Below are 26,177 nucleotides of genomic sequence, written 5' to 3'. Positions count from 1 at the left end.
TTCTAAAAGGAATAAAGTAATCTATTTACTAATTACGATTCGTTCGAATCCAGGAATCTCCTAAGTATGTTCTAATTTTTAACCAACCAAATGATGTTGTAGATTCTTCAACTACAAATACAGTTTGTGGTGCAAAAGTACCGATTGCTCTACCGAAAGGTTGATCAAATGCCGTAAATACATTTGGGACATGGTAATAAGATCCTTGTGGTGCAATCCATTTTTCTCCAACCTCAACCTTAATTTTCTTCCAACCATTTTCTCCTTGTTGAAGTACTCTTACAGATTGGGCTGAGAATTTCACACCGTGATGCATGTACTTAGGTTCATTGTATGCATAAAAATCACGATTAATATGTTCCACGTGTGGATAACGAACAATCCACTTTGGCCCTAAATACGTGTTAATTAAAGACCAACCGTTTTCTTTTGTCTGCAAAATATTAACCGTTTGTGGAGCGAACCAAGCATCTGGATTTTTAGCTTCAGGGCTACTGTATGCTGCAAAATTCTGCTTCATTATTTGTGGCATTCCATTTACACTTGTCCACTTCTGCCCCAAATATGTATCAATCAAAATTTCACCTCTTAGTGTACCATCACGTGCAATAACAGTTTGAGGACCAAATACGTACTTCGCACTGTCCATATTAATCCAATCAAAAGCTTCAAAAGTTCGATTAATTTCTACTTTAGCGCCCTCTGGTGCGATAAATCCACCACTTATCTTCCACCATCCACTAGGATGTTGATTTGTAACATAAACCCTTTCTCCTGGCTGCAGTTCTTTTTTCACAGGCGAATTAAAACTACGACTTTCATATACTTTTAATGTTTTTGTTGTTTCATATGATTCCGCATGTGCAGAAGTTGCAAATAAAGAAACCATCCCAAAAACAAACAATGCCAACCATTTTTTCATAAATCTTCTCCCTTTCAGCTTATTTTCTATAGCAAAATTGCTATGTTACATCCATATTGTAATTTATTAATACAAAGTGGTCTATACAATCTGAATACTGTATATTTTTACAAATTCTTTTCAAATGCAGAAAATAATTTCATATACTTCATACAGAAAGTATGTATATTGATTACGTAACGTGATTTAGCTGCCAGCATAACAAAAAATGTTGATGTAGTTAACTACATCAACATTTTTAATCCTTCTTATTTCAACTTTAATCTAACTACATTTTCTACATGCGCAGTATGCGGGAACATATCAACTGGTTGCACATACTCCACTTCATAACTCTTCATTAATGCTTGTACATCACGTGCTAATGAAGAAGGATTACAAGACACGTACACAACTTGTTTCGGTTTCACCTTTAAAATCGTTTCCAGTAATTTATCATCGCAACCTGTACGTGGTGGATCGACAACAATTACATCTGGACGCCATCCTTCTTTTACCCATTTCGGTAACCATTGTTCAGCTTTACCTGCTTCATATTTCGTATTTGTAAATCCGTGACGCTTCGCATTTTTTCTTGCATCTGCAATCGCTTCTGGAATTACATCCATACCACGTACTTCCGCTGCATCGTTCGCAAGCCAAAGTCCGATTGTACCAACACCACAATACGCATCTACAATTTTCTCATCGCCTGTTAACGCAGCTGCTTTTTTCGCTTCATCATATAAAACAATTGTTTGTTCTGGATTTAACTGGAAGAATGCACGTGCTGATAATTCAAATGATAAATCGCCAAGTGTTTCTTGAATTACTTCTTTTCCAGCTAATTTAAATGTTTTATCTCCAAAAATAACAGATGTTTTACGCCAGTTTACATTTTGCATAATTGATTTAACCGCTGGTATCTGTTTTTGTACTTCTGCAACAAATTGTTCTTTATTTGGTAATTCTTCTTTTGTTGTAATAAGTGTAACTTGTACTTCCCCTGTTTGAACTGCAGTACGTGTTACAATTGTGCGTACTAAACCTTTTTGTTTTTTCTCATTGTAAATAGAAACATTTAATTTTTCTAAAATACGTCTTACAACTTTTGTCGCTTCATTCGTTGCTTTATGTTGAATCATACAGTGAGCAATATCAATTAACTGATGTGAGTTTTGTTTATATAGCCCTGTAATAACCTTTTCGTCTTTACGCCCCACTTGTAATTGACTCTTATTACGGTAATGCCATGGATTTTCCATGCCAAGCGTTGGACGAATTTTCTCTTCCATACTGTTTTTCATGTACTTCTCAAATGCTTGTACAACGATATCACGCTTTTGATTCAATTGTTCTTTATAATCTAAATGTTGCAGCTGACAACCGCCACACTCCTCATATACTGGACACGGTGCTTTCACACGATGCGGTGAAGCTTTACGAACTTTTTTCACTTTCGCTTCAGCGAAGCCACGCTGAATTTTCGTTGTTTCTGCAACAACTTCTTCTCCTGGTAATGCCCCTGGAATGAAAACAACTTGTCTCTTAAAATAACCAACGCCTTCTCCGTTAATCCCAAGACGTTTAATTGTCACAGGAAACGTTTGACCAACTTCCAACTTACTCTCATGTTGCTTTTGTATCATTATTACACCTCTACTCTATACTTTTCCATAAATATAACGCTGCATAACTGCAGTATGGTTCACACTCTTGTTTCACTTTTTCTAAAAATGCATCATCAGGTTTATCATCTAATTGAAATATACCTTGCACTGCACGCTGAATCCCAATGTCCGCTTTCGGAAACATATTTTTCCGTCCAATCCCAAACATTAAAAAGTTTTGCACTGTCCATGCACCAATTCCCCTAATTGGCAACAATTGTGCTGAAACTTCTTCTTCCGTCCCAGTTTCTATACTCGCTAAATTTAATGTACCACTGACAATACTTCGACCTAATCCTACTATATATTCAGCCTTTCGCTGACTAAACTTCTGCTCTCTCAATTCTTCTATTGAAATATTTGCTACTATTTCCGGAGTGGGGAAAAAGAATACACCGTTCTTCTCTGTTCCATACCGTTTCACAAATTGTTCTGTTAACACAGTAGCAAATTTCAAATTTATTTGTTGGTGAATGATACAGCGAAGAAGACAAGCAAAATAATCAAATTCTAAAATAATTGGAGTATAAGCATATGTTTCAAATAGTGGACGTAATGATGTGTTTAAAAAATGATTTTGTATATCTTGAAACGGTTCATTCCAATGAAAAATGGCCCTCATTCGTTTCATGACTTTCTCCGGATCTCCTGTCTGACTAGAAATCCAAAACTGTGGATTTTGAACAGTACCAATCCCTTGTAAGCGAACAACAACCTGTTCCTCTTCTATGCAAAGCGGGATATAAATGACTTTCTCATCTAATTGAATGACGTTAAGAGGATCAAAAGATAAACGTTTTAATACTTCTTCAAAATGATACGGATACTCTAACGTAACATGTTCGCTCCACATACGTTTCCCCATCCTTTTTACACATCATTATAGCATGAGAAAACCGTAAGCATACATGCTTACGGTTGATTGCTTTTTACTAAGTCATCTAGACTTTTAAAATGATACCCTTTCTCGCGCAAATCATCAATGATTTTCGCAAGTGCTTCTGCATTATCTTTTGATATTGCATGAAGTAATAAAATAGATCCTGGGTGAATCATCGTCATAACATTATTATGCGCATATTGCCATCCTCTTTGCTGATCCACTTTCCAATCCAAAAATGCAAGTGACCAAAATACATTATAGTAGCCCATTTCTTTCGTAAGAGCTAACGTTCTTTCACTAAATACGCCGCGCGGAGGACGTACATATTTCACTTCTTTTTGCCCAGTTACTTTTTTAATTTCTTCCGTTACACTCGTTAATTCTTCACGAAGCTTCTCATCATTTACCGCTGTAAAATCAGGATGACTCCAAGAATGATTTCCAATAATGTGTCCTTCATCCTTCATTCTTAACAATAAATCTTTTTGTGTTTTAATGTAATGCCCCGTTACAAAGAAAGTTGCTGGTACTTTTTTCTCTTTTAATACATCTAAGATTTTCTCTGTGTATCCATTCTCATATCCATTATCAAATGTTAAATAAATATCTTTTTTCTTCGTATCTCCTAAATAAAACCCGCCATTTTTTTGCAGTAAATCCGTATATAACTTTCCTGCATCTGGTACTGTTTCATTTTTAGGACGCGGGATTCCCCAGTTATGTGGAGTATTTGTATAAGCCAATGTTGAAACTGGAACAAGTGCCATCATAATTGAAAAAATGAGACCGATATATAACCATTTATATTTCATAAATAGTCTCCTTTCCATATATAATCGTACCTGTAGTTTCTGTTTCCTTACTTACTTTCATGCTTTGCATGTTTTTCTATATATACCAAAAAATGCATCTCGAAAGATTCGAGATGCATTTTTGTTTATTTAAATACCGGCTCTTTAAAGCTCGCTAATTTTTCAAGTGATGTTTTATCAACATCTGCATGTAAACTATTACCATGAGAGTCCATCGTTACAACTGCTTTAAAACCTTCAATGCGTAAATGCCACATTGCTTCTGGAATACCAAATTGTAAGAAATCAACATCTTCCACTTCTTTAATACATTCAGCATAATATTGCGCGGCACCGCCGATTGCGTTTAAGTACACGCCACCGTGTTCTTCTAAAGCCGCTAATGTTTTCGCACCCATACCGCCTTTTCCAATAACAGCGCGAATACCAAATTTCTTCATAATATCGCCTTGGTACGGTTCTTCACGAATACTTGTCGTTGGACCTGCCGCTTTAATTTGCCAATTGTCATTGTCATCTTTCACAACAACTGGACCACAGTGGTAAATAATTTGTCCGTTTAAATCTACTGGACAATCATTATCCATTAAATGCTTATGGATTGCGTCACGACCTGTATACATCATGCCATTAATTGTTACAACATCACCAACGCGAAGTCCACGAATTTGCTCTTCTGTAATTGGTGCTTGTAATACAATCTCACGTTGCTCTGTTTTTTCTTGTGCTTCATGCTGAAGTGTATCTTCACCTTCTTGATATAACCAATCCATAATTTCACCTGTTTCAGGATGGATTGTTACACCTAGGCGGCGATATGCCCAGCAATTATACGCCACAGATACGTAGAAGCTAGCTGGCAGGCGGTTATACACGCCAATTTTACAGCCCAGTAAAGTTGTTTCTCCACCAAATCCCATCGTACCAATGCCAAGCTTATTCGCATTTTCTAATACGTACTCTTCAAGTTGTTGTAACTCTGGTACTGGATTGACATCATCTAATGTACGGAATAATTGATTTTTTGCTAATTCATAACCTGATGTGCGGTCTCCCCCGATACCAACACCAATTACACCAGCACTACATCCTTGACCTTGTGCTTGGTATACTGCATGAAGAAGGCATTTACGAATTCCTTCTAAATCACGGCCAGCTCGTCCAAGTCCTTCTAGTTCACACGGTAAGCTATATTGAATATTTTTATTCTCACAGCCACCACCTTTTAGGATTAAACGTGCATCAATATAATCTTTTTCCCATTGTTCAAACTTAATAACCGGTGTACCTGGTCCTAAATTATTTCCACTATTGTCTCCAAAAAGAGAGTCAACAGAATTTGGACGAAGTTTACCATCTTTTGTCGCCCGCTCAAGCGCATTATAGATAGCTTCCTTCAACTTTAATTGATTCACACCAACTGGTGTATAAATTTTAAACGTTGGCATCCCTGTATCTTGGCAAATCGGTGAGATGTTATCATCAGCCATTTTAATATTATTTGTAATTGTGCCAAGTGCCATCGCAGAACGAGTCCCTACATTTTCTCGCTCTTTCGCTTGTTGAATCGCACGACGAACATCTTTCGGTAAGTTCGTTGACGTTTCAACAATTAGTTGATACATGCTTTCTTGAAGCTTTTCCATTGTTACTTCCCCCTCAATTGTGAACGCTACCAAAACGTTATGAGCTGAAAATTCCATTGTTATGCTCTTTAGCTTTTTATTTGTTTCACGCTATTAAAGCATAAATGAAATTTTTCACAACTTGATTATACCTCTTTTTCTATCGTCCTTCTATTATCCGCACAGAAAAAGGCTACCAAATTGGAATTGGCAGCCTTTTTAATATATTATTCGTCTTTTTTAAATTGCTCACATTTTAATTCTAATTCATCTAACATTGCAAGAAGACGATCTACATCTTCTAATTCTACTTCTTCAGGTTCAATTGTATCAATTACTTCAATGAACATATTTAAACGCTCTTTTAAATATACTAATTGTGTATCTTTATCTTGAATTGCTTTTCCCATGAAGGCACTCTCCTTTTAATTCGAGTTGCTTTTATTATACCGCAAAAATGATTACTATGGGCATGAAATTTCACCAATTTTGTCACAGTCATCCACTATAATGTAAGCCCTCTCTCTTTTCATGCTAAAAAGTTTCACTTTATAAAAAGCACATATTCTTCTATTATAGAGAATGGACAAATTGTTATTTCAATAGTCAAAGGAGTATTTCATATGACGATATCACAAAAAATGAAGCCGATTACTCCTTCTTACGATCCATGGGAAGCGTATATGGACCTTGAAGAGTACGGCAAACTACTATTAACAAATGTTGAATTTACAACGACGACGTTATGCAATATGCGCTGTGAGCATTGCGCTGTTGGTTACACGTTACAGCCGAAAGACCCAAATCCGCTTCCGATGGATCTTTTATTAAAACGATTAGATGAGATTCCTCATTTACGTTCTTTAAGTATTACTGGCGGAGAACCTATGCTTTCAAAAAAATCCGTCGACAACTATGTAACACCACTCTTAAAATACGCCCATGAACGAGGCGTTCGCACTCAAATCAACTCTAACTTAACTATAGATTTAGCACGTTACGAACAAATTATTCCTTATTTAGACGTGTTGCATATCTCTCATAACTGGGGAACAATTGATGACTTCGTTGAAGGCGGATTTGCAATGATGGAGCGTAAACCTACTTACGAACAACGTGCAAAATTATTCGAAAGAATGATTACAAATAGTAAGGCTCTATCAGATGCAGGTGTACTTGTATCTGCCGAAACAATGTTAAACAAAAGAACTCTACCACATATTGAACATATTCACCGCCAAATCGTCGAAGAGATGGGCTGTAAACGTCATGAAGTTCACCCAATGTATCCAAGTGACTTCGCGAGTAATCTAGAGATTTTAACAAAAGCTGAAATTCGTGATGCGATTGAGCATTTACTAGAAATTCGCGATGAAAATGTATGGATGTTATTTGGAACTTTACCTTTCTATGCTTGTAGCGATGACGAGCGAGACATTGCCACATTTAAAAAATTACAAGAGAGCAAAAATGTAACCGTTCGTAACGATCCAGATGGCCGTTCTCGTTTAAATGTAAATATTTTCGATGGAAATATTATTGTGACGGACTTTGGTGATGTTCCACTTCTAGGAAACATACAAACAAACACATTACAAGAAGCATATGACAAATGGAGTGCTTCAAAAACAGCAAAATCATTAAGCTGTCACTGTCCTGCAGTAAAATGTCTTGGACCAAATGTTCTTGTAAAAAACAGCTACTATCCGACAGAAGATTTCTTATCAAAAACAGCAAACATTACATTATAAAAAAACGTCAGCTTATAAGCTGACGTTTTTTTATGTTATTGCGAGTGGGAAGAAGAAATGAATTTAAAAAATAAATGATCATGAATTGGAATCGCCGCTCCAATTCCTTGAGAAGTAATATTTTTCACAACAAGTCTTTTTTGATTTCCCTTTAATACAAGATACACTTCTCCAAATGTTACTTTTCCCTTTTCATTTACTGCTGGTGTATAAGCGTATAAATATCCGAGTTGACTCGGACTAATATTATACACACGCTCATGTCCAGTACCATAACCAATAGTTGTTTTAAACGAAAGGGGCAATTGTACTTTTTCAAGCGCTTTGAGAAGCATCATTTTTTTCACATCTGCAGCATCTTTCATATCTGCTGTTAAATCGCCTTCAACCGTCTTTTGTGTTTCTTGCTTATAGCGAAGTGGATATAAACGGTCTCCTCCGCGATTATCATACACATTTCGATTCACTTGTTTATATTCCCAATTAATCGATGTGTCTACTGATTCATAATGTAAAGCCCATTGACCTAAATAAATTTTTGCCCGGTACCCTACTGCAAGCGGCGCATTTGAAATTGTCGTTTCATTAAACATCCGAATTAAGTCTGGATTTTCAATTTTAATATTAGCTGTTTTCAATAGTTCTTGAGCAAACTTACTTGGCTGTAAACGTGGCAAATCTTGCGCATCATTTGGAAATGTATTGTCTTTTGAAATATTTAAAACAGATGAAGGCATTTTTGTTCCTACTGTTGTCTTTGCAAAACTCATGTTAGGAAATAATAAAATAAACGAGACCATAGTTGAAAGACATATGCTGTATACTCGTTTCACCTGTCTGGCTCCTTCCTATGTAAAGGTATATATACTACTTTGTTTATTGTTTTCTCTGAGCACAATTGTTATGCCTATTTTTCATAATAAATAAAAACCAATTCCCATAATGACATACGCCGCTAGTAAAGTGCCGCCTTCAAACCAGTTTGTATCTCCATCATTTGAAATCGCAATCGTTAAGAAAACGGCTGTAATCATAGATACAAGTTCTGGTATGGTAAATACTAAAGGCATCCTCTGCGCGAAGAACATAGATAGCAATACTAGTACAGGAGCAACAAACATGGCGATTTGTAATGTAGAACCTATTGCAATTTCGACTGCAATATTTACTTTATTTTTATAAGCCATAATAATTGCAGATGCATGTTCCGCTGCATTTCCAACAATTGCAACGATAATAACCCCTATAAATAATTCTGACCAACCAAATGATTTTGCAACAGTTTCAAAAGTATGCACGAGCGCCTCTGATACATAAGCTACCGCCAGTGTTGCTATCGCTAAAATAAGGAGTGCCTTCCCTTTCGACCACTCTGGCTCTTCTTCATGCGCTACTTCGTCACTTTTATGTTGATATACACCACGGTGCGTAACTAACTTAAATAGTAATGCAGCAATGTACATGATAATCATAATAATAGAAACACCTATACTTAATTGATACGTCTTGCCAGCGTCCATCTTCATTGAAAAAATCTCTGGAATAACAAAGGCCACGACAACAGCAAATATTAATAAAGCTGAATTATGCCTTGCATCGTAAACGTTAAAGCTTTGCCTTTTATATTTAAGTCCACCTACAAAGAAGGATAGTCCTCCTACTAATAATAAATTTCCAAGTACAGAACCCGTTAAAGAAGCTAACACCACTTCAATTAACCCTGCTTGAAGTGCAAAAATTGAAATGATAAGTTCAACAGCATTACCGAAAGTAGCATTTAATAATCCGCCTATTCTAGGACCAGATACAATTGCTAAACTCTCTGTTGCTCTCCCCATAAAACCAGCTAACGCGATAATCGTAATACAATACACAGCGAACATAATTGTTTCTGGCCAATGAAGTGTTTTTCCAAGTACAGATAGTGGTACACCTATAAGTGCTACTATAAGAAATATTTTATTAAACATGCTTTTCACCCTTCCATCGTATGTATTTCTCCTCAATATTATTATTATTCTTCTCCTAACTTGTCCGATTTCATCACAATTACGTTTAAAAAATCGACTTGAAGAAAACAGTATGAAAGATATTTAAATTATCTTGTTTAAACAGAGAAAATATAAATTAGGAAAAGAGGTAAAGAATATGCACTTAAAAGAGAAAATTGCAACTATTATCCAAGGACAACGTACCGGTGTATTATCCACAGTACGTAACGAGAAACCGCATAGTGCCTTTATGATGTTTTTCCATGAAGATTTTGTACTATATGTTGCAACAGATCGACAATCAAAAAAGATAACAGATATTGAACAAAATCCTAATGTCCATGTACTACTCGGACGAGAAGGAAAAAAATTAGATGAAGATTATATTGAAGTTGAAGGATTAGCTTCAATCGAGGAAGACTCAACATTAAAAAACAAGTTTTGGAATAATAGCTTAAAACGTTGGTTACTCGGTCCTGAAGACCCTAATTACGTATTGATAAAAATCAATCCCGACACAATTTATTACATCGATGGTGCCGGTACGACGGAGCCTGAGTTTTTACGACTATAAAATAAAACAAGCCCCCTTTAGGTGGGCTTGTTTTGTCGAAAAGTTCTTTTGAAAAAAACAATAAAATAGGTGGAACTTTCTAAAGATTCTGTTATATAATAGCAGTAACTTAAATAAACTGTATTAAAACAGATTGAGAGGAGAAATAAAATTGATGAAGAGAGAAGAACGCAAAAATATGATTGAGTTTATTGAAAAGAAGAAAGGGATTGAGCGTGACGAATTACTGTTTATGACAGACGATGAAGTAGAGCATATTTATAATGTAACGTACTTTTTATATGAGGAAATTGCAGAGTAGCATAATAATCCCCACCTTATTAAAAATATAAGGTGGGGATTATTTCGTTATTTAGCCCACTATTTGCGGGCAGTAAAACTCCCACCTTAAAATTCAAGTGGAGCAAGAAGTTAAGTTGGAGTCATGCTTCCTATAAACCTTAATTACTTCAACTTTATACATGAGAATCATTTTCATGTATAATACTGTAAGATTGGAGGGATTTTACTATGAGTTCGTGGCTCTTATTTGCACTATTATCAGCAATTGCTGCTGCCCTTGTATCGATTTTTGGAAAGTTTGGTTTAGACGGAATCGATGCAAACGTTGCAACAACAATTCGATCTATTATTATGGCATTATTTATGATAGGCGTTATTATCATACAAGGTAAATTTCAAAATATCGGCGACGTACTGCTAAATAAAAAAGCACTGCTATTTATCACATTAAGTGGGATTGCAGGTGCTTCTTCATGGCTATTTTATTTTCTTGCCCTCAAAACAGGAAAGGTTTCACAAGTAGCTCCTGTCGATAAATTAAGCGTCGTATTTTCTATCATTCTCGCTATGATTATCCTCGGTGAAAAGTTAAACTTTATGACCGGTGTTGGTGTAGTCTTTATTACAGCTGGTGTATTATTTATTGCTTTCAGCTAAAAAAAACGCTATTAGCGGTTTTTCTTTTTCTTTATGTAAAACCATACAACACATGTAACAACTGCTGAAATTAATAAAATCCATATTCCATAATGATGTAAACTATACTCAACGAAGCGCCACTTCTCGCCTAACTTCCAGCCAAGCCCAATAAAAACACTTATCCAAATGAGCGCACCACCGTAAGCGTACAAACAAAAACGCCAAAGTGTCAAATTTGATACCCCAGCAAAATATGCCGTTAAATGACGTACTCCCGGTATAAAATAACCAATCATTAAAAGAAATGGCCCATATTTTTCAAATAAAATATGTGTTTTTTCAATGTGATGTTCTTTAATTCTAATTTTCGGCCCATATTTCTTTAAAACAGGGAGCCCAAGTTTTAAACCTAATATGTAGCTTAACGTAATCCCTAACATCGCACCAGCCATCCCACTTAAAAAAGCAGCAGTTCCTGACATAACTCCTTTTGAAACATTATAACCAATAAAGGTCAATAAAAACTCGTCTGGTATCGGTAATCCGACAATCCCACCAGCCAAAGCTATAACAATTCCAAAATAGCCATAATGCGCGATTAACTCGCCAATATGTTGTTCCATTCGGAAGACACATCCTATGCACGATCGTTATTCCACATTGTACCCTTTCTATCTTTAAGGCAAACATGGTATACATATTCACTATACATTGTTTTTATAATGAACTCTACTTCTATTCTTTCCTTTAACAGAGATAAAGTGAAACTTTAATCAGTGGGGCTTTTCTTCATCCTCTACTAATTATTAATCTACGCCAATCTTGCTTCTACAGACATCCCGACTCCCACATAACTCACTTACATTCACCAATTTTGAGAGTAGATTCTTACTGCCCGCAAATGACCCGATAAAAAATAAAAATTCATATGCGTGTTTTTTTGTTACAATAAAGGAAAGTTACTTTTCGCAACGGTTTAACTCTCAAGAAAAATGATATATCTAGCAAAAACATAGTTTGGTCTATATAATGCAACTTCTACCTATTAAAAGAACATGAACCCTTTTACATACAACATCATTTTTCTAAATTATACAGGGGGGAACGAACATGACCATTGAAAATCAATTTATTCAAAAAGTTTACTATAAAACATTTTTAACAGAAGAAACTTCTACTCCTGCATCGGAAGTACTCGGTGAAGCATATATAAATGAATCTAAAAATGAATTCTCCAACATTTCTAATATTCGATTTGCTCAAGGTGAATTTTATTATCAAAATAAAGATTTTGAAGCAGCTATATTTAAATGGGAAAAAGTAAATAATGCTCTTGCACTTTGGGCAACAAAAAATATTGCAGATGCTTATTTTGAACTAGGATTTTTACCAAAGGCAGAAGAAATTTATCAATCCATTCAAACAGAAGATACAACTCTTACGATGGAGGTTTCCTTACAACTTCTTTCTCTTTATATCGAACAAGATCGTTTAGGACTTGCTTTTAAGACGATTAGTGAAGCTGTTGCATTCCAACCGGATTACCCAAATATTACTGCAATTGCACGTTCTTTCTATGAAAAACAAGAAGATTGGAACAACGCTATCGAACTAGCTGTTCAAGAAGGTATTCGAACACAATCTTTACACTGGTTTGATACGTTAATAAATTACATAAATAAAGGATTTACAAAAAATATTAAGCCTGAATATTTCTATGAGTCTTTAAAAGCTCTATATGCTGTTGATCAAGCTCAATTTAAAGAACTTGTTATTGCTCTTTGGAATAGCTATCAACATGAATCCTTATACCTTCCTTGGATTCAAAGTATTAATCATTTATTCTTGCATATTGAAACAGACAATAATGACGATTGGAATGAAATTTCTACTCGCTATCAAGAAACATACTTTGCATTAATTACCGGAAATCATTTTATGCATGAATTAAACGGACTTGTACCAAATTTATTAACAAATTGGTTCAGTTTAACGAAAGCAAAAGATTCTCTAGTTGTCTCTGCAGCAGTGTTAGCATGGAATGAAGTCTCACCTACAACTTTAGAATCATTACTCGTAAAAAGTGCTGGATCCTTACTTTCTAATACATCTGCTGAAGCAGATGTAAATATGGAAACAGTTTCTCATTTATTCGAAACAATCGCTGTGTGGGCTGAGAAAAATGATGTAGATTTAAGTCATCAATTTACGCTACTCGTCCATGAACTATGCGATTTAAATGTCACGCCACTACTAATAGCTGGAACTAGTGACCATGATAAAACATCATTTGTTAATTCAATATTAGGAGAGAACATCTTAAATGAAACTTTAACAACTCCTATTCTATTTAAAGACGCTAGTCAAACTGAAATAACAGAATTTACCGCGTTAGATATACGAAGTATCCCTAACCTTAATGAATTCCATCAAATAACGGCTACATCTGCTCAGTCGGAACTTGAGAAAAGATGTATAGAAATTAAGCTACCAAGTAGGTTTTTAAGAAAAAATAAGTTTACATTTCTTATTACACCATCCATTCAAGGACAATTGGATAAAAACAATGCATACTTTGAATACTTACAAGCAGCAGATAGTCTTGTTTACGTATTAAATTCTTCTTCACCATTGCATAGTGAAGAAATTGATACGTTAATTTATTTACGTGAACAAGTATCAAACTTACAAATTCACTTCGTATTACACACAAATAATACGACTACTAATGAAAAACTAATTAGTAAACTTAAAGTGCATTTTCCAGATGCACAATTCTTCCCATACTCTCCTTCGCAAGAGAGTAGCCAGCAACTTGGAGATGTAACAGAATCTATTCTCTCTAATCTTGCAAAACGCGATATAGAAAAAGAACGTATAGAAAAGCTAATATGGTTTACGCAAAAGACGATTGCTTATCTCATAAACGAACGTGTGGAATTAGAAAATACATTAGTAAAATCCGTACGCTGGAATAAACACATCTCAGTGAAACTTACTGGATTTATTAATAACCTTACTGCTCTTGAAAAAGATAAAATTCGCTCTATTACCGAATCCTATCTTTTAACGAAAGAAGAAATTACACGAGATATACATTCTCAAATTCCTGAATTATTACAGAGCTGCTCTGATCTTGTTCAAGAAGATAGTGATTTCAAACTAGTTCATGAAGAATTAAATGCTGCAATGAATGAACGAGTTCAAAAGCATGTACAACAGGTACTTCTTCCTAAATTTACTGGGTCTATTCAAGAATGGATTGAAACAGCACATAATGAATTTATTCAAGCTCAAGCTTATTTAGATGAAATGAGTGAAACATTTAATAAATTATATAAAGAAGAACGTATGAAACTTCCTTGCGATTTCAAATTATTAGATGATTGGAATCGAGATGTTGTACGAATGACAAATCGAATTACAGTAACAAACATCAATATTTTATTACGCTTTACACCGACACAGTTTTTCTTAAAAAGTGCCGGAAAATTATTTGGTAATATGCAAAAAAACCAATCTATGCTCGCCAACAAATATAAACAATATATTGAAACAGAAGACTATACAGAAATTGCTCACACAATTTCAAAACAATTCTTCCTACAATTTGAAGTATTTGAAGGGGCATTAGAACGCGATATCATGATGTTCTTTAAAGATCCACTTAGCATATTGAAACAAAATGTGGATGCAGCTCAACTTGAGATACAGGAAGATGAACAAACATTAGCAACGCTAAGAAGCAATCCAGAAACATATCATGATCCTTTAGCGTTATTTAAACTACAATTGCTACAACATAAATTCGTTTTAAGTACTACAAAGAAACATGAAGATATCTTTGTATCTAACGAATCTCCTACTGTTTAACAGAAAAACCAAGCAAACTAAAATTTGCTTGGTTTTTTTACTTTATTATTTTCATATGTTCAAACGGATAATAAATGCCTGCTAACTTTCCTAACACATCTTCTCTATCAATAAAACCTAAACCATTTCTACTATCTTTACTTATTAGGCGATTATCTCCCATAACAAAAATCTTATTTTTAGGAATTGTAATCGGTCCAAAGTCCTCTGTTAAATTCATAAGTTTTTTTTCTGCTTGTTTTTTATTACTATCCAAATACTCTTCATCTTTCACTTCAGAATTTACATATAATTGATCATTTCTCATCTCAATAATATCTCCTGGCAATCCAATCACTCTTTTGACATAAAAATTATCTGTTTTCACAACAATAATGTCTTCTCTCCCATAGCTTTCAAATTGTTTTGCTAACTTATTAACAATCACCTTATCTCCATCTTGCAACGTCGGCCTCATGGATGCTCCTTTTACAGTCGTAGGGAAAAACACAAAAATTTTCGCCAAAAACACCAATAAACATGCAATTGCAATCGTTCCAAAAAATTCACGCCAACATTTTTTCCTTTGCATCATTTCACCATCTCATCATCTTTTTACTTTTATTATAAATAATACGACTGATATTCTTCTACAAAATTCTGAATTATTAAATTATAATATTAGAAATTTCAAAATAACAATACTGATCAAATTAAACAAGCAAAAAAGATACTCTCAAAATAGTCTATCCACTATTTTTGAGAGTATCTTTTTATAATCCCACATATACAATACACATTTGAGCAGCTACATATGTAAACCAAATCCAAAGTGGCTCATACTTCAATTTGCGCCCTCCGATATCTGTCACGCCAATAATAAAATCAGAAATCACAAACAGTAAACCACCAAACGCTGGTATCCACCATATTCCTGTATTTTCATAATATAAGGCGAATGCAAAGCACGCCATTCCCCCAACCCACAATCCATAAATTAGAGCTCCTATCGTAAACAATTTATCCTGTTTATCATTTCGGATAAAGAAGAACCATCCTACAATTAGAAAGAGCCCATATACAAGTAAGCCAATCCAAAAACCATTCCATGAAATTCCTGTTTGCAAAAATGCTTTTACATAAAAACAATGAGCAAGGGCGAAAGTAACCATCCCACCAATTAATCGATGACCAATTGGAATCAACCCAGCCATAAACAAATCTCCCACAGTCGATAAAGTCATACCAAGTGCAACCCACGTACTATACTCTACAGATGGATCTTGTAACCATATCCAAATTGCACTACCTGTTAAAGAAAAACTAAGAATAAGACGGATTGCTAAAGGTAACGGCATATTAACTTTCGTTCTTTTTGTCTGCCCTATTGCATAAATTGCACCAATAAAAAAAAGAAGTATTTGCCCAATTAACACCACGTAAAGTAGATTCATAATATGTTCTCCTCAATAAATGCTTTTTGTATCTTTTTTCGTTACACTTAGTCTATTATCCTTTTTCTAAAAAAGAAGAACAGCACTGTTCTTCCATTGTAATCGCTTTTCTGCTCTCTATGCCACTTGTTTTTCTTGCTCTATTTTTTGCTTAGCTGGCGTCCGATTTACCACAATAATTCCCGCGGCTACACATGCTAAACCAAGTAGCACAAATGAATGAATTGCTTCACCTAAAATCATGCTCGATAATAACACACTAAATACGGGTATAAAGAACATATACATAGATACTTTTCCAACCTTGTTGTATTTCATAATTGTATTCCAAATGCAAAAACCAGCTGCAGATAAGAAAGATAAATAAATCAGCATAAGTAGTGCGTGTAGACTAAATGTAAATGGCATTACTCCAACTTGTAAAGCCCCTATACATAATAATCCTATAGAACCAAAAATCATTTGGTATGCTGTCATATAGCCAACATCTAATGTTTTACTACCTTCTTTTGCTAATATGTTTCCATATGAATACAGCATTGCTGCACTAAGAAGTAATAAGCTTCCGATTCCAAAATGAAATGATAAGCTACCATCACTCGGCACATTTACTAAAATGACGCCACAAAAACCAATCGATACCCCAATTAATTTTCTCATATTGAGAGCATCATCTTTATATACAAAATGGGCGAGTAAAATTTGAAAGAATGATGATGTCCCTGAAATGATAGCTCCTTCAATCCCCGAACTATAACTCATTCCAATATAAAAACAGATATATTGAAGAAACGTTTGGAATAAACCAATTTGTATTAACTGTTTCCCCGTTCCTTTTTTGAAGCTCATATTTTTCCCTAACACTTTAAAAAAGAATAAAAGCATTACCCCAGATAACAAGAAACGATAACCAGCAAATAATATTTGCTCTCCAACTTCTTGTGGTTGAATTCCAAGTTCAACATAACTTAATTTAATAAAAGGAAATGCGCTTCCCCATAAAAAAGTTGCTACTATTGCAGCAATAAATACGCCAATCGGATGGGTAAAAAATTTCTCTGTCTTCACTTGTTGTCTTCCTTTCCGATCTTTTATGAACAATATTCATATATACCAGAGGAATTGCGAAAACACAAGTTTTCCGTTTATACTTGAAACAAAACCGTACCATCTCATAAAAACATATGATATACTATAGAATAATTACAATATAATAACGATTAAAAACAGATTCAACAGAAATGCTGCTATCCATTATGGATGGCAGCTTTCGTCGTTTTATAGGGGTTTCGATTTTGATTATTTTTCTCAATAAGAATTCGGAAGGAGCGAGTAGTAATGAACTCAGAAGTAAAAACGTTACAGGCAAAAGAAGCAATTTCCCATCCCTCTTTATGGGACACATTAAAAAAACATTATGAACTTGTATTTGCAGTAGCATCTGGTATTTTTATTTTAGTTGGCTGGTTATTCACAAAGAACGATGCAATGAATGTAGGTATTACTTGCTATATCCTTGCTTATATAGTTGGTGGATATGCAAAAGCGAAAGAAGGCATTGAAGATACGATTGAAGAAAAAGAGCTAAATGTTGAAATGCTAATGCTCTTTGCAGCTATTGGTGCTGCAATTATTGGCTACTGGGCAGAAGGGGCTATCTTAATCTTTATCTTTGCGCTCAGCGGTGCTATGGAATCTTATACGTTAAGTAAAAGCCAAAAAGAAATTTCCGCTCTTCTTGACTTACAACCTGAAGAAGCATTACGTATTTCCAACGGAACTGAAGAACGTGTTCCTGTTGGAGAGTTACAAATTAACGACATTATTTTAATTAAACCTGGTGAACGTGTTCCTGCTGACGGTACGATTCATAACGGTGAAACAAATATCGATGAGGCAGCAATCACAGGAGAACCTATTCCAAATGAGAAAAGACATGGCGATGAAGTATTTGCCGGTACTGTAAATTTACGTGGTGCTATCGAAGTTAAAATTACGAAGCCGAGCGATCAAACATTATTCCAAAAAATTATCCGTCTCGTCCAAAGTGCACAAAGTGAAAAATCACCATCACAACTATTCATCGAAAAGTTTGAAGGAACATACGTAAAAGGTGTACTACTCGTTGTTGCGCTTATGATGTTCGTTCCTCATTTCTTACTTGACTGGAGCTGGAATGAAACGTTTTATCGCGCTATGATCTTACTTGTAGTCGCATCTCCTTGTGCGCTCGTAGCTGCCATTACACCAGCTACGTTATCAGCCATTTCTAACGGAGCGAGAAACGGTATTCTCTTTAAAGGCGGTATACATTTAGAACGCCTTGCTTCTGTGAAAGCAATCGCGTTTGATAAAACAGGAACATTAACAGAAGGTAAACCTACCGTAACAGATGTATATGTTCGAGAAAATATAACAGAAAAAGAAGTACTTTCTATTACAGCATCAATTGAAAGTCACTCTACACATCCTTTAGCTGAATCCATTGTTAAATATGCACAACATGCGTACGACATTACATTAAAAAAACCAGAAAAGGTTGAAGATGTAACTGGTTTTGGTCTAAAAGGAAGATTGGAAAACATCGCTTATAAAATAGGTAAAGCTGACTTTATCGGTGAAGAAACAAAGACATTTCATAATGGTATTTCTGCCTCACTTGAAAAAGAAGGTAAAACTGTCGTTTATATTAGTGATGAGGGAGGCATTCTTGGACTTATCGCTTTAAAAGATACGCTTCGCCAAGAAACAATAGCTGCTATTCGTGATTTACAAAGCATTGGTGTCGAAGCAATTATGATTACTGGAGATAATGAAGAAACGGCAAAAGCAATTGCCTCTGAAAGTAATATAAAGGAATATTACGCATCATGCTTACCAGAAACAAAAGTTGAAACGATTAAAAAGTTAAAAGAAAAATACGGTACAGTAGCAATGGTCGGAGACGGTATAAATGATGCCCCTGCACTAGCTACTGCTAGCATTGGTGTCGCAATGGGAGAAGGAACAGATGTAGCTTTAGAAACTGCAGATGTTGTACTGATGAAGAACGAACTATCTCGCCTTTCCCAAGCAATTCGTTTATCAAAACGAATGAACCGTATTGTGAAGCAAAACGTAATCTTTTCGCTAGCCGTTATTGCCATGCTAATTTGTTCAAACTTCTTGCAATTTTTAGCTCTTCCATTCGGTGTTATTGGCCATGAAGGAAGTACGATTCTTGTCATTTTGAATGGCTTACGATTACTAAAAGGAAGCAAATAAAACGGGTCCCTCATAGAGGACCCGTTTTTTTTTAATGATAGCTATTATGACCGTTCGCACTGCTACTCGTTTTATGCTTTGGATGCGAACTGCTCTTTTGTTTATTATTACTTTTATTATTATGGTTCTTTTTATTATTACTCATGAAATATCCCCCCTGTTCCTTTTTATTATGGAACAAGAGCTCATTATTCATTACGGGAATTATTGTCACCGGTTCTATAATGGTGGAGTAAACCATTAATTTCACCGCCAAGTAAAATTACCCATCCAGTTAAATAAAACCATAACATTAAAATAATGATACCACCGAGACCACCATATGTATTGGCGTAATTCGCAAACTTATCTACATAATAAGCAAATGAGTAAGACACCACAATCCATCCTACAGTAGCAAATAACGCCCCTGAAATAACTTCTCTTCTTTTTAACTTTCGATCTGGTGCAAATGTATATAAGAAACTAAACAAAGCAAATAGTACGAAGAAACTCGCTACTAATCGTGTAATGCTCCATACGAAAGAAAAACTATCTGATAAACCGAGTGCTTTAAACACTGCTGCTCCAATAACTTGTCCGAATACCGGAACAATTAACGCAAAGACAATCATAAAAATAATAGCTAATGTAAACACAATTGATAACGCTCTTGTTGTAATAAAAGAACGTGTTTCCTTCACGTCATAAGCTCGGTTAAAAGCATTCATAACCGCATTAACACCATTTGAGGCAAACCATAACATGGATAATAAACCAAATGATAATAAACCACCATTTTGCTGGTTTACAACTTTATCTACATTTACCTCAATTAAGTTCATTGCATCATCTGGTACATAAACCTCTAATAAACTAAGCACATCCTCTGTTTGAATGGGAATAAATCCAAGAAGCGTAATTAAGAAAACGAGCCCAGGAAAAATTGCAAGCAAGAAGAAATAAGCGAGCTGTGCTGCCAAGCCCGCTACATCATCGCGCATCGTCCGGTCATATAAATCTTTACCAAACGAATAAGTACGATTTCTTCTCACCTTTTCTAAAATTTTTCTCATATATGTTTAAACGCTTTTCTTCTCTTCTTTATCTTGCTTTAACTCAATGTACGCTTCAGTTTTTTTTTCCACTGCATTTGAGTCTTTTATAAATAATTCACGCGCTTCTTTCATACCACCATCTTCAGCAACTACTGGCTCTTCTTCTGCTTTCAGCTCATCTACCTTTGGAGATACAGCTTGAATTTCAATCGTTTCTGGCTTTTCTTCTGGCTCAACTTTTTTCTTACTAAAAATTTCTTTCGTTTCTTTTAACGTCTCTACAACAGATGGCGTTAATTTTTTAATTTCTGCTACTTTCGCTTTTACCACATTGAAATCAGCAAGTTCGCGTCCTTTATCTGTAACAGTTTGCACTTTTTCTTTGATCTTTGCATTTTCACCAATTTCAATCATCTTTGTTTTTGCTTTTTCTGCTGTATTTTTTACTTTTTCACGGTTTTCTTTCTTTAACATGGATACAGCTACACCTGCCGCTACACCAATCGCAATGTTTCGAGCAATATTATTTTTCTTTGCCATATTCCTTCACCCTTTCATTTCTTATGTTAGAAAGTATTTCTTTCTAAGCTTCCTCATATTCCTTGTTCATTTCGAATGAAAGCTAATAGCTTTGCACACCCTTCTGTTACAAGGTCATATACTTCTTGGAAATTCCCTGTATAGTAAGGGTCAGGAACGTCTGTCCAGCCACCGTCTGGAACAAAGTCGGACAGTCTACCAATATAGCCTCCAGTTTTACCTAAACTTTTTAAATCTGCTATATTCTTGTTGTCCATGGCAATAATATAATCAAACTTTGTTAAGTCTTCTTTTTCTACTTGCCTTGCTTTAATTCCTTCAAAAGTGACTGCATTTTCTTTTAAAATTTTTTGTGTTCCTTTATGTGGCGGATGGCCAACATGCCAATCTCCAGTTCCTGCAGAATCAATGACAATTTTCTCTTCGAGTCCCTCTTTTACGACAAGATCTCGAAAAATCGCTTCTGCCATTGGAGAACGGCAAATGTTCCCAAGACAAACAAACAATACTTGAACCATGTTTTTGTTTCTTCCCTTCTTGGTGCATTTCTTCATATATACTTATAGTATAAACAACCAATTATTAAATATAAAGGAAATCCCTACTAATTTAATAGGATTGAAAAGATTCATTAACGAAAATGATAAAAAATGTTAAGATAGCCTTATGTTATTTTAAAGGGGGACACTTCGGTGGATTTATCCGTAAAGTCAGAAGAAAACGTTGAATATATGGTCGAAGCTATTAAAGAAAAATTACGTATGGTTAATGCTGGAGCGATGAGAGCTGCTAGTTTTAACGAAGAAATGTACGAAGATTTACGTGACATTTATGATCATGTTATGAAACGTGAAACTTTCAGCATTAGTGAAATGCAAGCTATTACAGAAGAATTAGGTACATTAATTAAAAAGTAAAAAAGCCTCTCTTATATGAGGCTCTTTTTTATTTCCAACAAATTCATGACAACTCTTCTCTTTCCCTCAACCAACTGTAAAATATTGTACAATAGAAGTAGAACCTCATCTTAGATTTTTTCTCCATACATACTACTCACAAATAATAGCAACACTACCATTGCTAACTGTTTTTACTGGAGGTGCTTACTTATGAGCAATTGGTACAGTAAGACGAAAGATCAAACATTAATTGACCTAGAAACAAACGAACAACACGGTTTAACAGATGAGATTGTAAGTGACCGTTTAAAGCAATACGGTTCTAATGAATTAGCTACAAAACAAAAACGCACTTTATGGCAGCGTATTTTCGCCCAAATTAATGACGTCCTCGTATATGTCCTTATTATTGCTGCCCTTATTTCTGCCTTTGTAGGTGAATGGGCGGATGCCAGTATTATCGCGCTCGTTGTAGTTTTAAATGCTGTTATCGGTGTTGTCCAAGAATCGAAAGCAGAACAAGCTTTAGAGGCATTGAAAAAGATGGCGACGCCTAAAGCTATCGTCAAGAGAAATGGTGAACTAAAAGAAATTCCATCTGAGCACGTCGTTCCAGGGGATATCGTTATGCTCGACGCCGGACGATATATCCCATGCGATTTACGCCTTATCGAAACCGCAAATTTAAAAGTTGAAGAATCTGCTCTAACTGGTGAATCTGTCCCTGTTGATAAAGATGCAATCTACCACCCTTCCATGCAAAGTGATGAGCAAGTACCACTCGGCGACCAAAAAAACATGGCCTTTATGTCTACTCTTGTAACATACGGAAGAGGCGTCGGTGTTGCTGTTGAAACTGGAATGAACTCACAAATTGGTAAGATTGCTACCCTGTTACATGAAGCAGACGATGATATGACACCACTTCAAAAAAGCTTAGCACAAGTCGGAAAGTATTTAGGCTTTGTTGCTGTAGCTATTTGTATCGTGATGTTTCTCATCGGCTTTTTACAAGGACGAGATACACTAGAAATGTTTATGACTGCTATTAGTTTAGCCGTTGCAGCTATCCCAGAAGGCTTGCCAGCTATCGTTTCCATCGTTCTTGCAATTGGTGTGCAGCGTATGATTAAACAAAACGTCATCATCCGTAAACTTCCTGCTGTTGAAGCTCTCGGGTCTGTCACAATTATTTGTTCAGATAAAACAGGCACATTAACGCAAAACAAAATGACTGTTACTCACTTTTATAGTGATAACACATACGATCACTTAGAACATTTGAATGTAAATAATGATACGCAACGTCTATTGTTAGAGAATATGGTGCTATGTAATGATGCGTCTTACAATAACGAATCACAAACCGGTGACCCGACTGAAATTGCCCTTCTGGTGGCCGGAAGCACTTTTAACATGCAAAAAGATCATTTAGAAAAAATACATGAACGTGTTAACGAGCTACCTTTCGACTCAGATCGTAAAATGATGTCAACCGTGCATACATACGATGAAAACTGCTATAGCATGACGAAAGGTGCTATCGATAAGCTCTTACCTCGATGTAACCATATTTTTAAAAACGGGAAAATCGAGATTTTAACTGATTCTGATAAAAATCAAATATTAGAATCTGCCGGAGCAATGTCTCAAGAAGCTTTAAGAGTACTTTCATTCGCATTTAAAAAATACAATTCAAACGATGTGGATATAAATCATCTTGAAGAAAATCTTATCTTTATCGGTCTTGTCGGTATGATTGATCCACCGCGAACTGAAGTGAAAGATTCAATTACAGAATGTAAAAAAGCCGGTATTCGCACAGTTATGATTACCGGTGACCATAAAGATACCGCCTTTGCAATTGCCAAAGAACTTGGCATTGCTGAAGAAATATCTGAAATTATGATTGGAACTGAATTAGATAACATTTCAGATACAGAACTAGCTAGCAAAATTAATCATTTAAATGTATTCGCTAGAGTCTCTCCAGAGCATAAAGTGAAATTTGTAAAGGCATTACGCGCAAAAGGAAATATCGTTTCTATGACTGGTGATGGTGTCAATGATGCACCATCTTTAAAGCAAGCTGATGTTGGCGTAGCGATGGGCATTACAGGAACAGATGTCGCAAAAGGAGCAGCTGATGTCGTGTTAACAGATGATAATTTCTCATCTATCGTGAAAGCTGTTGAGGAAGGTAGAAATATTTATCGTAACATAAAAAAATCAATTCTCTTCCTACTCTCTTGTAACTTTGGAGAAATTATCGCTTTATTTTTAGCGATTTTACTTGGCTGGGCAACACCCCTACGACCTATTCATATTTTGTGGGTAAATTTAATTACAGATACACTGCCTGCATTATCACTTGGGGTTGATCCTGAAGATCCAGATGTGATGAAGGAAAAACCACGACATGCGAAAGAAAGCCTATTTAGTGGTAGCGTTCCTTTTCTTATTTTCAATGGGGCTGTCATTGGGATTTTAACGTTAATAGCCTTTATCGCCGGAGCAAAATTCTATACTGGAGATACAAATTTATTCCCTCTTTTCCCAGAGCGAATTGATGAGGATGCTCTATTACATGCCCAAACGATGGCATTTGTCGTTCTTAGTTTTTCTCAGCTTGTTCATTCATTTAACTTGCGTTCAAGAACGAAATCGATTTTTTCAATTGGGATCTTTACAAATAAATATTTAGTCTTCTCCCTTCTTATCGGTGTTCTTATGCAAGTTTGTATCATCTCCATCCCGCCCCTTGCAAATATATTCGGTGTACATGCATTAACGATGCGAGATTGGGGATTTGTTCTCTTATTAAGTATCATTCCACTTGTTGTGAATGAAATTATTAAATTAGTGAAGAGAAACTAAAAGGCAATGAGGACTATTCCTCATTGCCTTTTCATTTATCCTTGTAATTCTTTTTTGATATTCTCTGTTAATGTAGCCATACGCTTGCGACTTTCTTCACGCTCACGTTTATTTTGTTCTTCAATTTGTTGTGTTTCTTGCATACCTCTTGAAATAATGTTCCAAGTTTCCTCAAGTGTTTCCATTTTAATACTAGAAGAACCTGATAATCTCGCTACTTCTACACTTTGCGTTGCGATATTTTGTGCATTTTTCTTAAGTAATTCATTTGTACGGCGATCAAGTTCAGCCATAGAATCTGCAACAAGCTTTTGACGTTTCGCATTTACTGCTTGAATGATACCATTTTTAAAGATAGGAATCGTCGTAATAAATGCTGTATTGATTTTACCAATTAATTTATTATTACCACGTTGAATCATGCGAATTTGTGGTGCTGTAAGTAGCGCAACCATACGAGCTTTTTCTAAATCATCAATACGTTGCTCTAAAATTTCAACCGAGTTTTTAAGCGACTCTAATTCAATACCTGCTAATTGATCATTATTACGCACGCGCTCTTCATACATCGGAACTAATTCTGTATTTAAACGCTCTAATAACATTTCTCCTGCTACTACATACTTCTCTAAGTCTAAATAATATTTTAAGTTTTGCTCATACAAGCCATCTAACGTACCAATTGATTTTTTCATCTCATCTTGGTACTTCGTAATTTCCACATAAACTTTATCAATTTCGCGGCCCATCGTTTGATATTTACTAAAGATTTGTTCTATCATTTTATCCGCTTTTTTGAACATGCGCGAGAAGAAACCACTTTTTTCTTCCGCAAAGTCTTTACTATCAAATCTGTCCATAATTTTACCAAGTTGCTTTAACAATTCACCAGAATCTTCTATCTTTGATAGAGACATTGTATGTAAAATTTGATCAGCGAAACGTGAAATTTCCATAGAAGGTTCTTTTCCAAGTTCAATTAATTCCAGTTGATCTTTAATATCTACTGCGTTATAAATACGTTGCACATCTGCATCTTGTCTAAGTTGCAAGCGAACATCTTGTGCGGTTTGCTCATTCAATTCAGTTTTCGAATCTAGTACGACTGGGTTATTCATATGGTATT

General features: G+C 35.2%; 24 protein-coding genes. 8 read left to right on the top strand and 16 right to left on the bottom strand.

Annotation, left to right across the window (positions count from 1 at the left end; translation table 11 throughout):
* Nucleotides 1-28 precede the first annotated feature (28 nt).
* From ASE54_RS14360 to ASE54_RS14335, 6 genes are all read right to left on the bottom strand, one after another.
* Nucleotides 29-922, bottom strand: coding sequence for a hypothetical protein (locus ASE54_RS14360; RefSeq protein WP_000758929.1), 894 nt, complete (start codon nucleotides 920-922; stop codon nucleotides 29-31).
* Nucleotides 923-1,170: 248 nt separating this feature from the next.
* Complete coding sequence (gene rlmD / locus ASE54_RS14355; RefSeq protein ID WP_000615209.1) at nucleotides 1,171-2,550, bottom strand: 23S rRNA (uracil(1939)-C(5))-methyltransferase RlmD; 1,380 nt, start codon at nucleotides 2,548-2,550, stop codon at nucleotides 1,171-1,173.
* A 10-nt stretch (nucleotides 2,551-2,560) separates the two neighbouring features.
* Nucleotides 2,561-3,424, bottom strand: a complete 864-nt coding sequence (locus ASE54_RS14350; RefSeq protein WP_000269427.1) for a DNA-3-methyladenine glycosylase — start codon at nucleotides 3,422-3,424, stop codon at nucleotides 2,561-2,563.
* Nucleotides 3,425-3,483: 59 nt separating this feature from the next.
* Nucleotides 3,484-4,266 carry a delta-lactam-biosynthetic de-N-acetylase gene (gene pdaA / locus ASE54_RS14345; RefSeq protein WP_000875968.1) on the bottom strand — a complete coding sequence of 261 codons (783 nt, stop codon included), beginning with the start codon at nucleotides 4,264-4,266 and terminating at the stop codon, nucleotides 3,484-3,486.
* Between the two features lie 125 nt (nucleotides 4,267-4,391).
* A complete protein-coding gene (gene fumA, locus ASE54_RS14340) occupies nucleotides 4,392-5,912 on the bottom strand; it encodes a class I fumarate hydratase (protein ID WP_000413535.1) in 1,521 nt (506 codons plus the stop codon).
* Nucleotides 5,913-6,118: 206 nt separating this feature from the next.
* On the bottom strand, nucleotides 6,119-6,301 hold the full coding sequence (locus ASE54_RS14335; RefSeq protein ID WP_000513558.1) for an SE1561 family protein: 183 nt from the start codon (nucleotides 6,299-6,301) through the stop codon (nucleotides 6,119-6,121).
* A gap of 213 nt (nucleotides 6,302-6,514) precedes the next feature.
* On the opposite strand from ASE54_RS14335, the gene yfkAB reads away from it, so the two are divergent.
* Nucleotides 6,515-7,642 (top strand): radical SAM/CxCxxxxC motif protein YfkAB, encoded by a 1,128-nt coding sequence (gene yfkAB / locus ASE54_RS14330; RefSeq protein ID WP_000156022.1) that lies wholly within the window; start codon nucleotides 6,515-6,517, stop codon nucleotides 7,640-7,642.
* Between the two features lie 35 nt (nucleotides 7,643-7,677).
* On the opposite strand, the gene ASE54_RS14325 is transcribed toward yfkAB, so the two are convergent.
* The gene (locus ASE54_RS14325) at nucleotides 7,678-8,475 is read right to left on the bottom strand and encodes a YfkD famly protein (RefSeq protein WP_002083605.1); all 798 of its coding nucleotides are present in this window, start codon (nucleotides 8,473-8,475) and stop codon (nucleotides 7,678-7,680) included.
* An 81-nt stretch (nucleotides 8,476-8,556) separates the two neighbouring features.
* The gene (cax, locus tag ASE54_RS14320) at nucleotides 8,557-9,612 is read right to left on the bottom strand and encodes a calcium/proton exchanger (RefSeq protein ID WP_000482131.1); all 1,056 of its coding nucleotides are present in this window, start codon (nucleotides 9,610-9,612) and stop codon (nucleotides 8,557-8,559) included.
* Nucleotides 9,613-9,790: 178 nt separating this feature from the next.
* Here cax and ASE54_RS14315 point away from each other — a divergent pair, with 178 nt between their 5' ends.
* The 3 genes from ASE54_RS14315 (at nucleotide 9,791) to ASE54_RS14305 (ending at nucleotide 11,146) form a co-directional block, all read left to right on the top strand.
* Entirely contained in the window at nucleotides 9,791-10,207 is a 417-nt protein-coding gene (locus ASE54_RS14315) for a pyridoxamine 5'-phosphate oxidase family protein (protein WP_000550220.1), read from the top strand.
* A 154-nt stretch (nucleotides 10,208-10,361) separates the two neighbouring features.
* The gene (locus ASE54_RS14310; protein ID WP_000817786.1) at nucleotides 10,362-10,508 is read left to right on the top strand and encodes a BH0509 family protein; all 147 of its coding nucleotides are present in this window, start codon (nucleotides 10,362-10,364) and stop codon (nucleotides 10,506-10,508) included.
* Between the two features lie 209 nt (nucleotides 10,509-10,717).
* Nucleotides 10,718-11,146 carry an EamA family transporter gene (locus ASE54_RS14305; protein ID WP_000100295.1) on the top strand — a complete coding sequence of 143 codons (429 nt, stop codon included), beginning with the start codon at nucleotides 10,718-10,720 and terminating at the stop codon, nucleotides 11,144-11,146.
* 11 nt (nucleotides 11,147-11,157) lie between these two features.
* On the opposite strand, the gene ASE54_RS14300 is transcribed toward ASE54_RS14305, so the two are convergent.
* Nucleotides 11,158-11,751 carry a DedA family protein gene (locus tag ASE54_RS14300; RefSeq protein ID WP_000434870.1) on the bottom strand — a complete coding sequence of 198 codons (594 nt, stop codon included), beginning with the start codon at nucleotides 11,749-11,751 and terminating at the stop codon, nucleotides 11,158-11,160.
* Between the two features lie 487 nt (nucleotides 11,752-12,238).
* Between ASE54_RS14300 and ASE54_RS14295 the strand changes: the two genes are divergently transcribed.
* Nucleotides 12,239-15,001 (top strand): GTP-binding protein, encoded by a 2,763-nt coding sequence (locus ASE54_RS14295; protein WP_000151407.1) that lies wholly within the window; start codon nucleotides 12,239-12,241, stop codon nucleotides 14,999-15,001.
* A 37-nt stretch (nucleotides 15,002-15,038) separates the two neighbouring features.
* Here ASE54_RS14295 and lepB read toward each other — a convergent pair whose 3' ends face one another.
* The 3 genes from lepB to ASE54_RS14280 all read right to left on the bottom strand — a co-directional run bounded on the left by lepB (nucleotide 15,039) and on the right by ASE54_RS14280 (nucleotide 17,502).
* Complete coding sequence (lepB, locus tag ASE54_RS14290) at nucleotides 15,039-15,575, bottom strand: signal peptidase I (protein ID WP_000983696.1); 537 nt, start codon at nucleotides 15,573-15,575, stop codon at nucleotides 15,039-15,041.
* 178 nt (nucleotides 15,576-15,753) lie between these two features.
* Nucleotides 15,754-16,434 (bottom strand): lysoplasmalogenase, encoded by a 681-nt coding sequence (locus ASE54_RS14285; RefSeq protein ID WP_001051075.1) that lies wholly within the window; start codon nucleotides 16,432-16,434, stop codon nucleotides 15,754-15,756.
* 117 nt (nucleotides 16,435-16,551) lie between these two features.
* Complete coding sequence (locus ASE54_RS14280; protein WP_000845711.1) at nucleotides 16,552-17,502, bottom strand: DMT family transporter; 951 nt, start codon at nucleotides 17,500-17,502, stop codon at nucleotides 16,552-16,554.
* Between the two features lie 270 nt (nucleotides 17,503-17,772).
* On the opposite strand from ASE54_RS14280, the gene ASE54_RS14275 reads away from it, so the two are divergent.
* Nucleotides 17,773-19,698, top strand: coding sequence for a heavy metal translocating P-type ATPase (locus ASE54_RS14275; protein WP_001083768.1), 1,926 nt, complete (start codon nucleotides 17,773-17,775; stop codon nucleotides 19,696-19,698).
* Nucleotides 19,699-19,886: 188 nt separating this feature from the next.
* On the opposite strand, the gene ASE54_RS14270 is transcribed toward ASE54_RS14275, so the two are convergent.
* The 3 genes from ASE54_RS14270 to ASE54_RS14260 are packed head-to-tail and all read right to left on the bottom strand — an operon-like array spanning nucleotide 19,887 to nucleotide 21,793.
* Nucleotides 19,887-20,753: a YihY/virulence factor BrkB family protein gene (locus ASE54_RS14270; protein WP_001226536.1), complete on the bottom strand. Its 867-nt coding sequence runs from the start codon at nucleotides 20,751-20,753 to the stop codon at nucleotides 19,887-19,889.
* Nucleotides 20,754-20,759: 6 nt separating this feature from the next.
* Complete coding sequence (locus tag ASE54_RS14265; RefSeq protein WP_001085387.1) at nucleotides 20,760-21,275, bottom strand: DUF4075 domain-containing protein; 516 nt, start codon at nucleotides 21,273-21,275, stop codon at nucleotides 20,760-20,762.
* Nucleotides 21,276-21,328: 53 nt separating this feature from the next.
* Nucleotides 21,329-21,793, bottom strand: coding sequence for a low molecular weight protein-tyrosine-phosphatase (locus ASE54_RS14260; protein WP_000250910.1), 465 nt, complete (start codon nucleotides 21,791-21,793; stop codon nucleotides 21,329-21,331).
* A 174-nt stretch (nucleotides 21,794-21,967) separates the two neighbouring features.
* On the opposite strand from ASE54_RS14260, the gene ASE54_RS14255 reads away from it, so the two are divergent.
* Complete coding sequence (locus tag ASE54_RS14255; RefSeq protein ID WP_000366196.1) at nucleotides 21,968-22,192, top strand: DUF1128 domain-containing protein; 225 nt, start codon at nucleotides 21,968-21,970, stop codon at nucleotides 22,190-22,192.
* A 192-nt stretch (nucleotides 22,193-22,384) separates the two neighbouring features.
* On the top strand, nucleotides 22,385-25,051 hold the full coding sequence (locus tag ASE54_RS14250) for a cation-translocating P-type ATPase (protein ID WP_000073681.1): 2,667 nt from the start codon (nucleotides 22,385-22,387) through the stop codon (nucleotides 25,049-25,051).
* 35 nt (nucleotides 25,052-25,086) lie between these two features.
* Here ASE54_RS14250 and ASE54_RS14245 read toward each other — a convergent pair whose 3' ends face one another.
* The gene (locus ASE54_RS14245; RefSeq protein WP_001064413.1) at nucleotides 25,087-26,169 is read right to left on the bottom strand and encodes a toxic anion resistance protein; all 1,083 of its coding nucleotides are present in this window, start codon (nucleotides 26,167-26,169) and stop codon (nucleotides 25,087-25,089) included.
* Nucleotides 26,170-26,177: the final 8 nt, after the last annotated feature.

The sequence above is a fragment of the Bacillus sp. Root131 genome, assembly GCF_001429475.1.
Lineage (GTDB): Bacteria > Bacillota > Bacilli > Bacillales > Bacillaceae_G > Bacillus_A > Bacillus_A thuringiensis_S.
This window is presented reverse-complemented; position numbering and strand designations above follow the sequence as displayed.

Coding starts and splice junctions, on each gene's coding strand:
- ASE54_RS14305 (WP_000100295.1), top strand. CDS start 10,718: ATGAGTTCGTGGCTCTTATTTGCACTATTATCAGCAATTGCTGCTGCC.
- cax (WP_000482131.1), bottom strand. CDS start 9,612: ATGTTTAATAAAATATTTCTTATAGTAGCACTTATAGGTGTACCACTA.
- ASE54_RS14260 (WP_000250910.1), bottom strand. CDS start 21,793: ATGGTTCAAGTATTGTTTGTTTGTCTTGGGAACATTTGCCGTTCTCCA.
- yfkAB (WP_000156022.1), top strand. CDS start 6,515: ATGACGATATCACAAAAAATGAAGCCGATTACTCCTTCTTACGATCCA.
- ASE54_RS14245 (WP_001064413.1), bottom strand. CDS start 26,169: ATGAATAACCCAGTCGTACTAGATTCGAAAACTGAATTGAATGAGCAA.
- ASE54_RS14270 (WP_001226536.1), bottom strand. CDS start 20,753: ATGAGAAAAATTTTAGAAAAGGTGAGAAGAAATCGTACTTATTCGTTT.
- ASE54_RS14300 (WP_000434870.1), bottom strand. CDS start 11,751: ATGGAACAACATATTGGCGAGTTAATCGCGCATTATGGCTATTTTGGA.
- ASE54_RS14315 (WP_000550220.1), top strand. CDS start 9,791: ATGCACTTAAAAGAGAAAATTGCAACTATTATCCAAGGACAACGTACC.
- rlmD (WP_000615209.1), bottom strand. CDS start 2,550: ATGATACAAAAGCAACATGAGAGTAAGTTGGAAGTTGGTCAAACGTTT.
- lepB (WP_000983696.1), bottom strand. CDS start 15,575: ATGATGCAAAGGAAAAAATGTTGGCGTGAATTTTTTGGAACGATTGCA.
- ASE54_RS14285 (WP_001051075.1), bottom strand. CDS start 16,434: ATGAATCTACTTTACGTGGTGTTAATTGGGCAAATACTTCTTTTTTTT.
- ASE54_RS14350 (WP_000269427.1), bottom strand. CDS start 3,424: ATGTGGAGCGAACATGTTACGTTAGAGTATCCGTATCATTTTGAAGAA.
- ASE54_RS14275 (WP_001083768.1), top strand. CDS start 17,773: ATGAACTCAGAAGTAAAAACGTTACAGGCAAAAGAAGCAATTTCCCAT.
- ASE54_RS14250 (WP_000073681.1), top strand. CDS start 22,385: ATGAGCAATTGGTACAGTAAGACGAAAGATCAAACATTAATTGACCTA.
- ASE54_RS14265 (WP_001085387.1), bottom strand. CDS start 21,275: ATGGCAAAGAAAAATAATATTGCTCGAAACATTGCGATTGGTGTAGCG.
- ASE54_RS14310 (WP_000817786.1), top strand. CDS start 10,362: ATGAAGAGAGAAGAACGCAAAAATATGATTGAGTTTATTGAAAAGAAG.
- pdaA (WP_000875968.1), bottom strand. CDS start 4,266: ATGAAATATAAATGGTTATATATCGGTCTCATTTTTTCAATTATGATG.
- ASE54_RS14360 (WP_000758929.1), bottom strand. CDS start 922: ATGAAAAAATGGTTGGCATTGTTTGTTTTTGGGATGGTTTCTTTATTT.
- ASE54_RS14295 (WP_000151407.1), top strand. CDS start 12,239: ATGACCATTGAAAATCAATTTATTCAAAAAGTTTACTATAAAACATTT.
- fumA (WP_000413535.1), bottom strand. CDS start 5,912: ATGGAAAAGCTTCAAGAAAGCATGTATCAACTAATTGTTGAAACGTCA.
- ASE54_RS14335 (WP_000513558.1), bottom strand. CDS start 6,301: ATGGGAAAAGCAATTCAAGATAAAGATACACAATTAGTATATTTAAAA.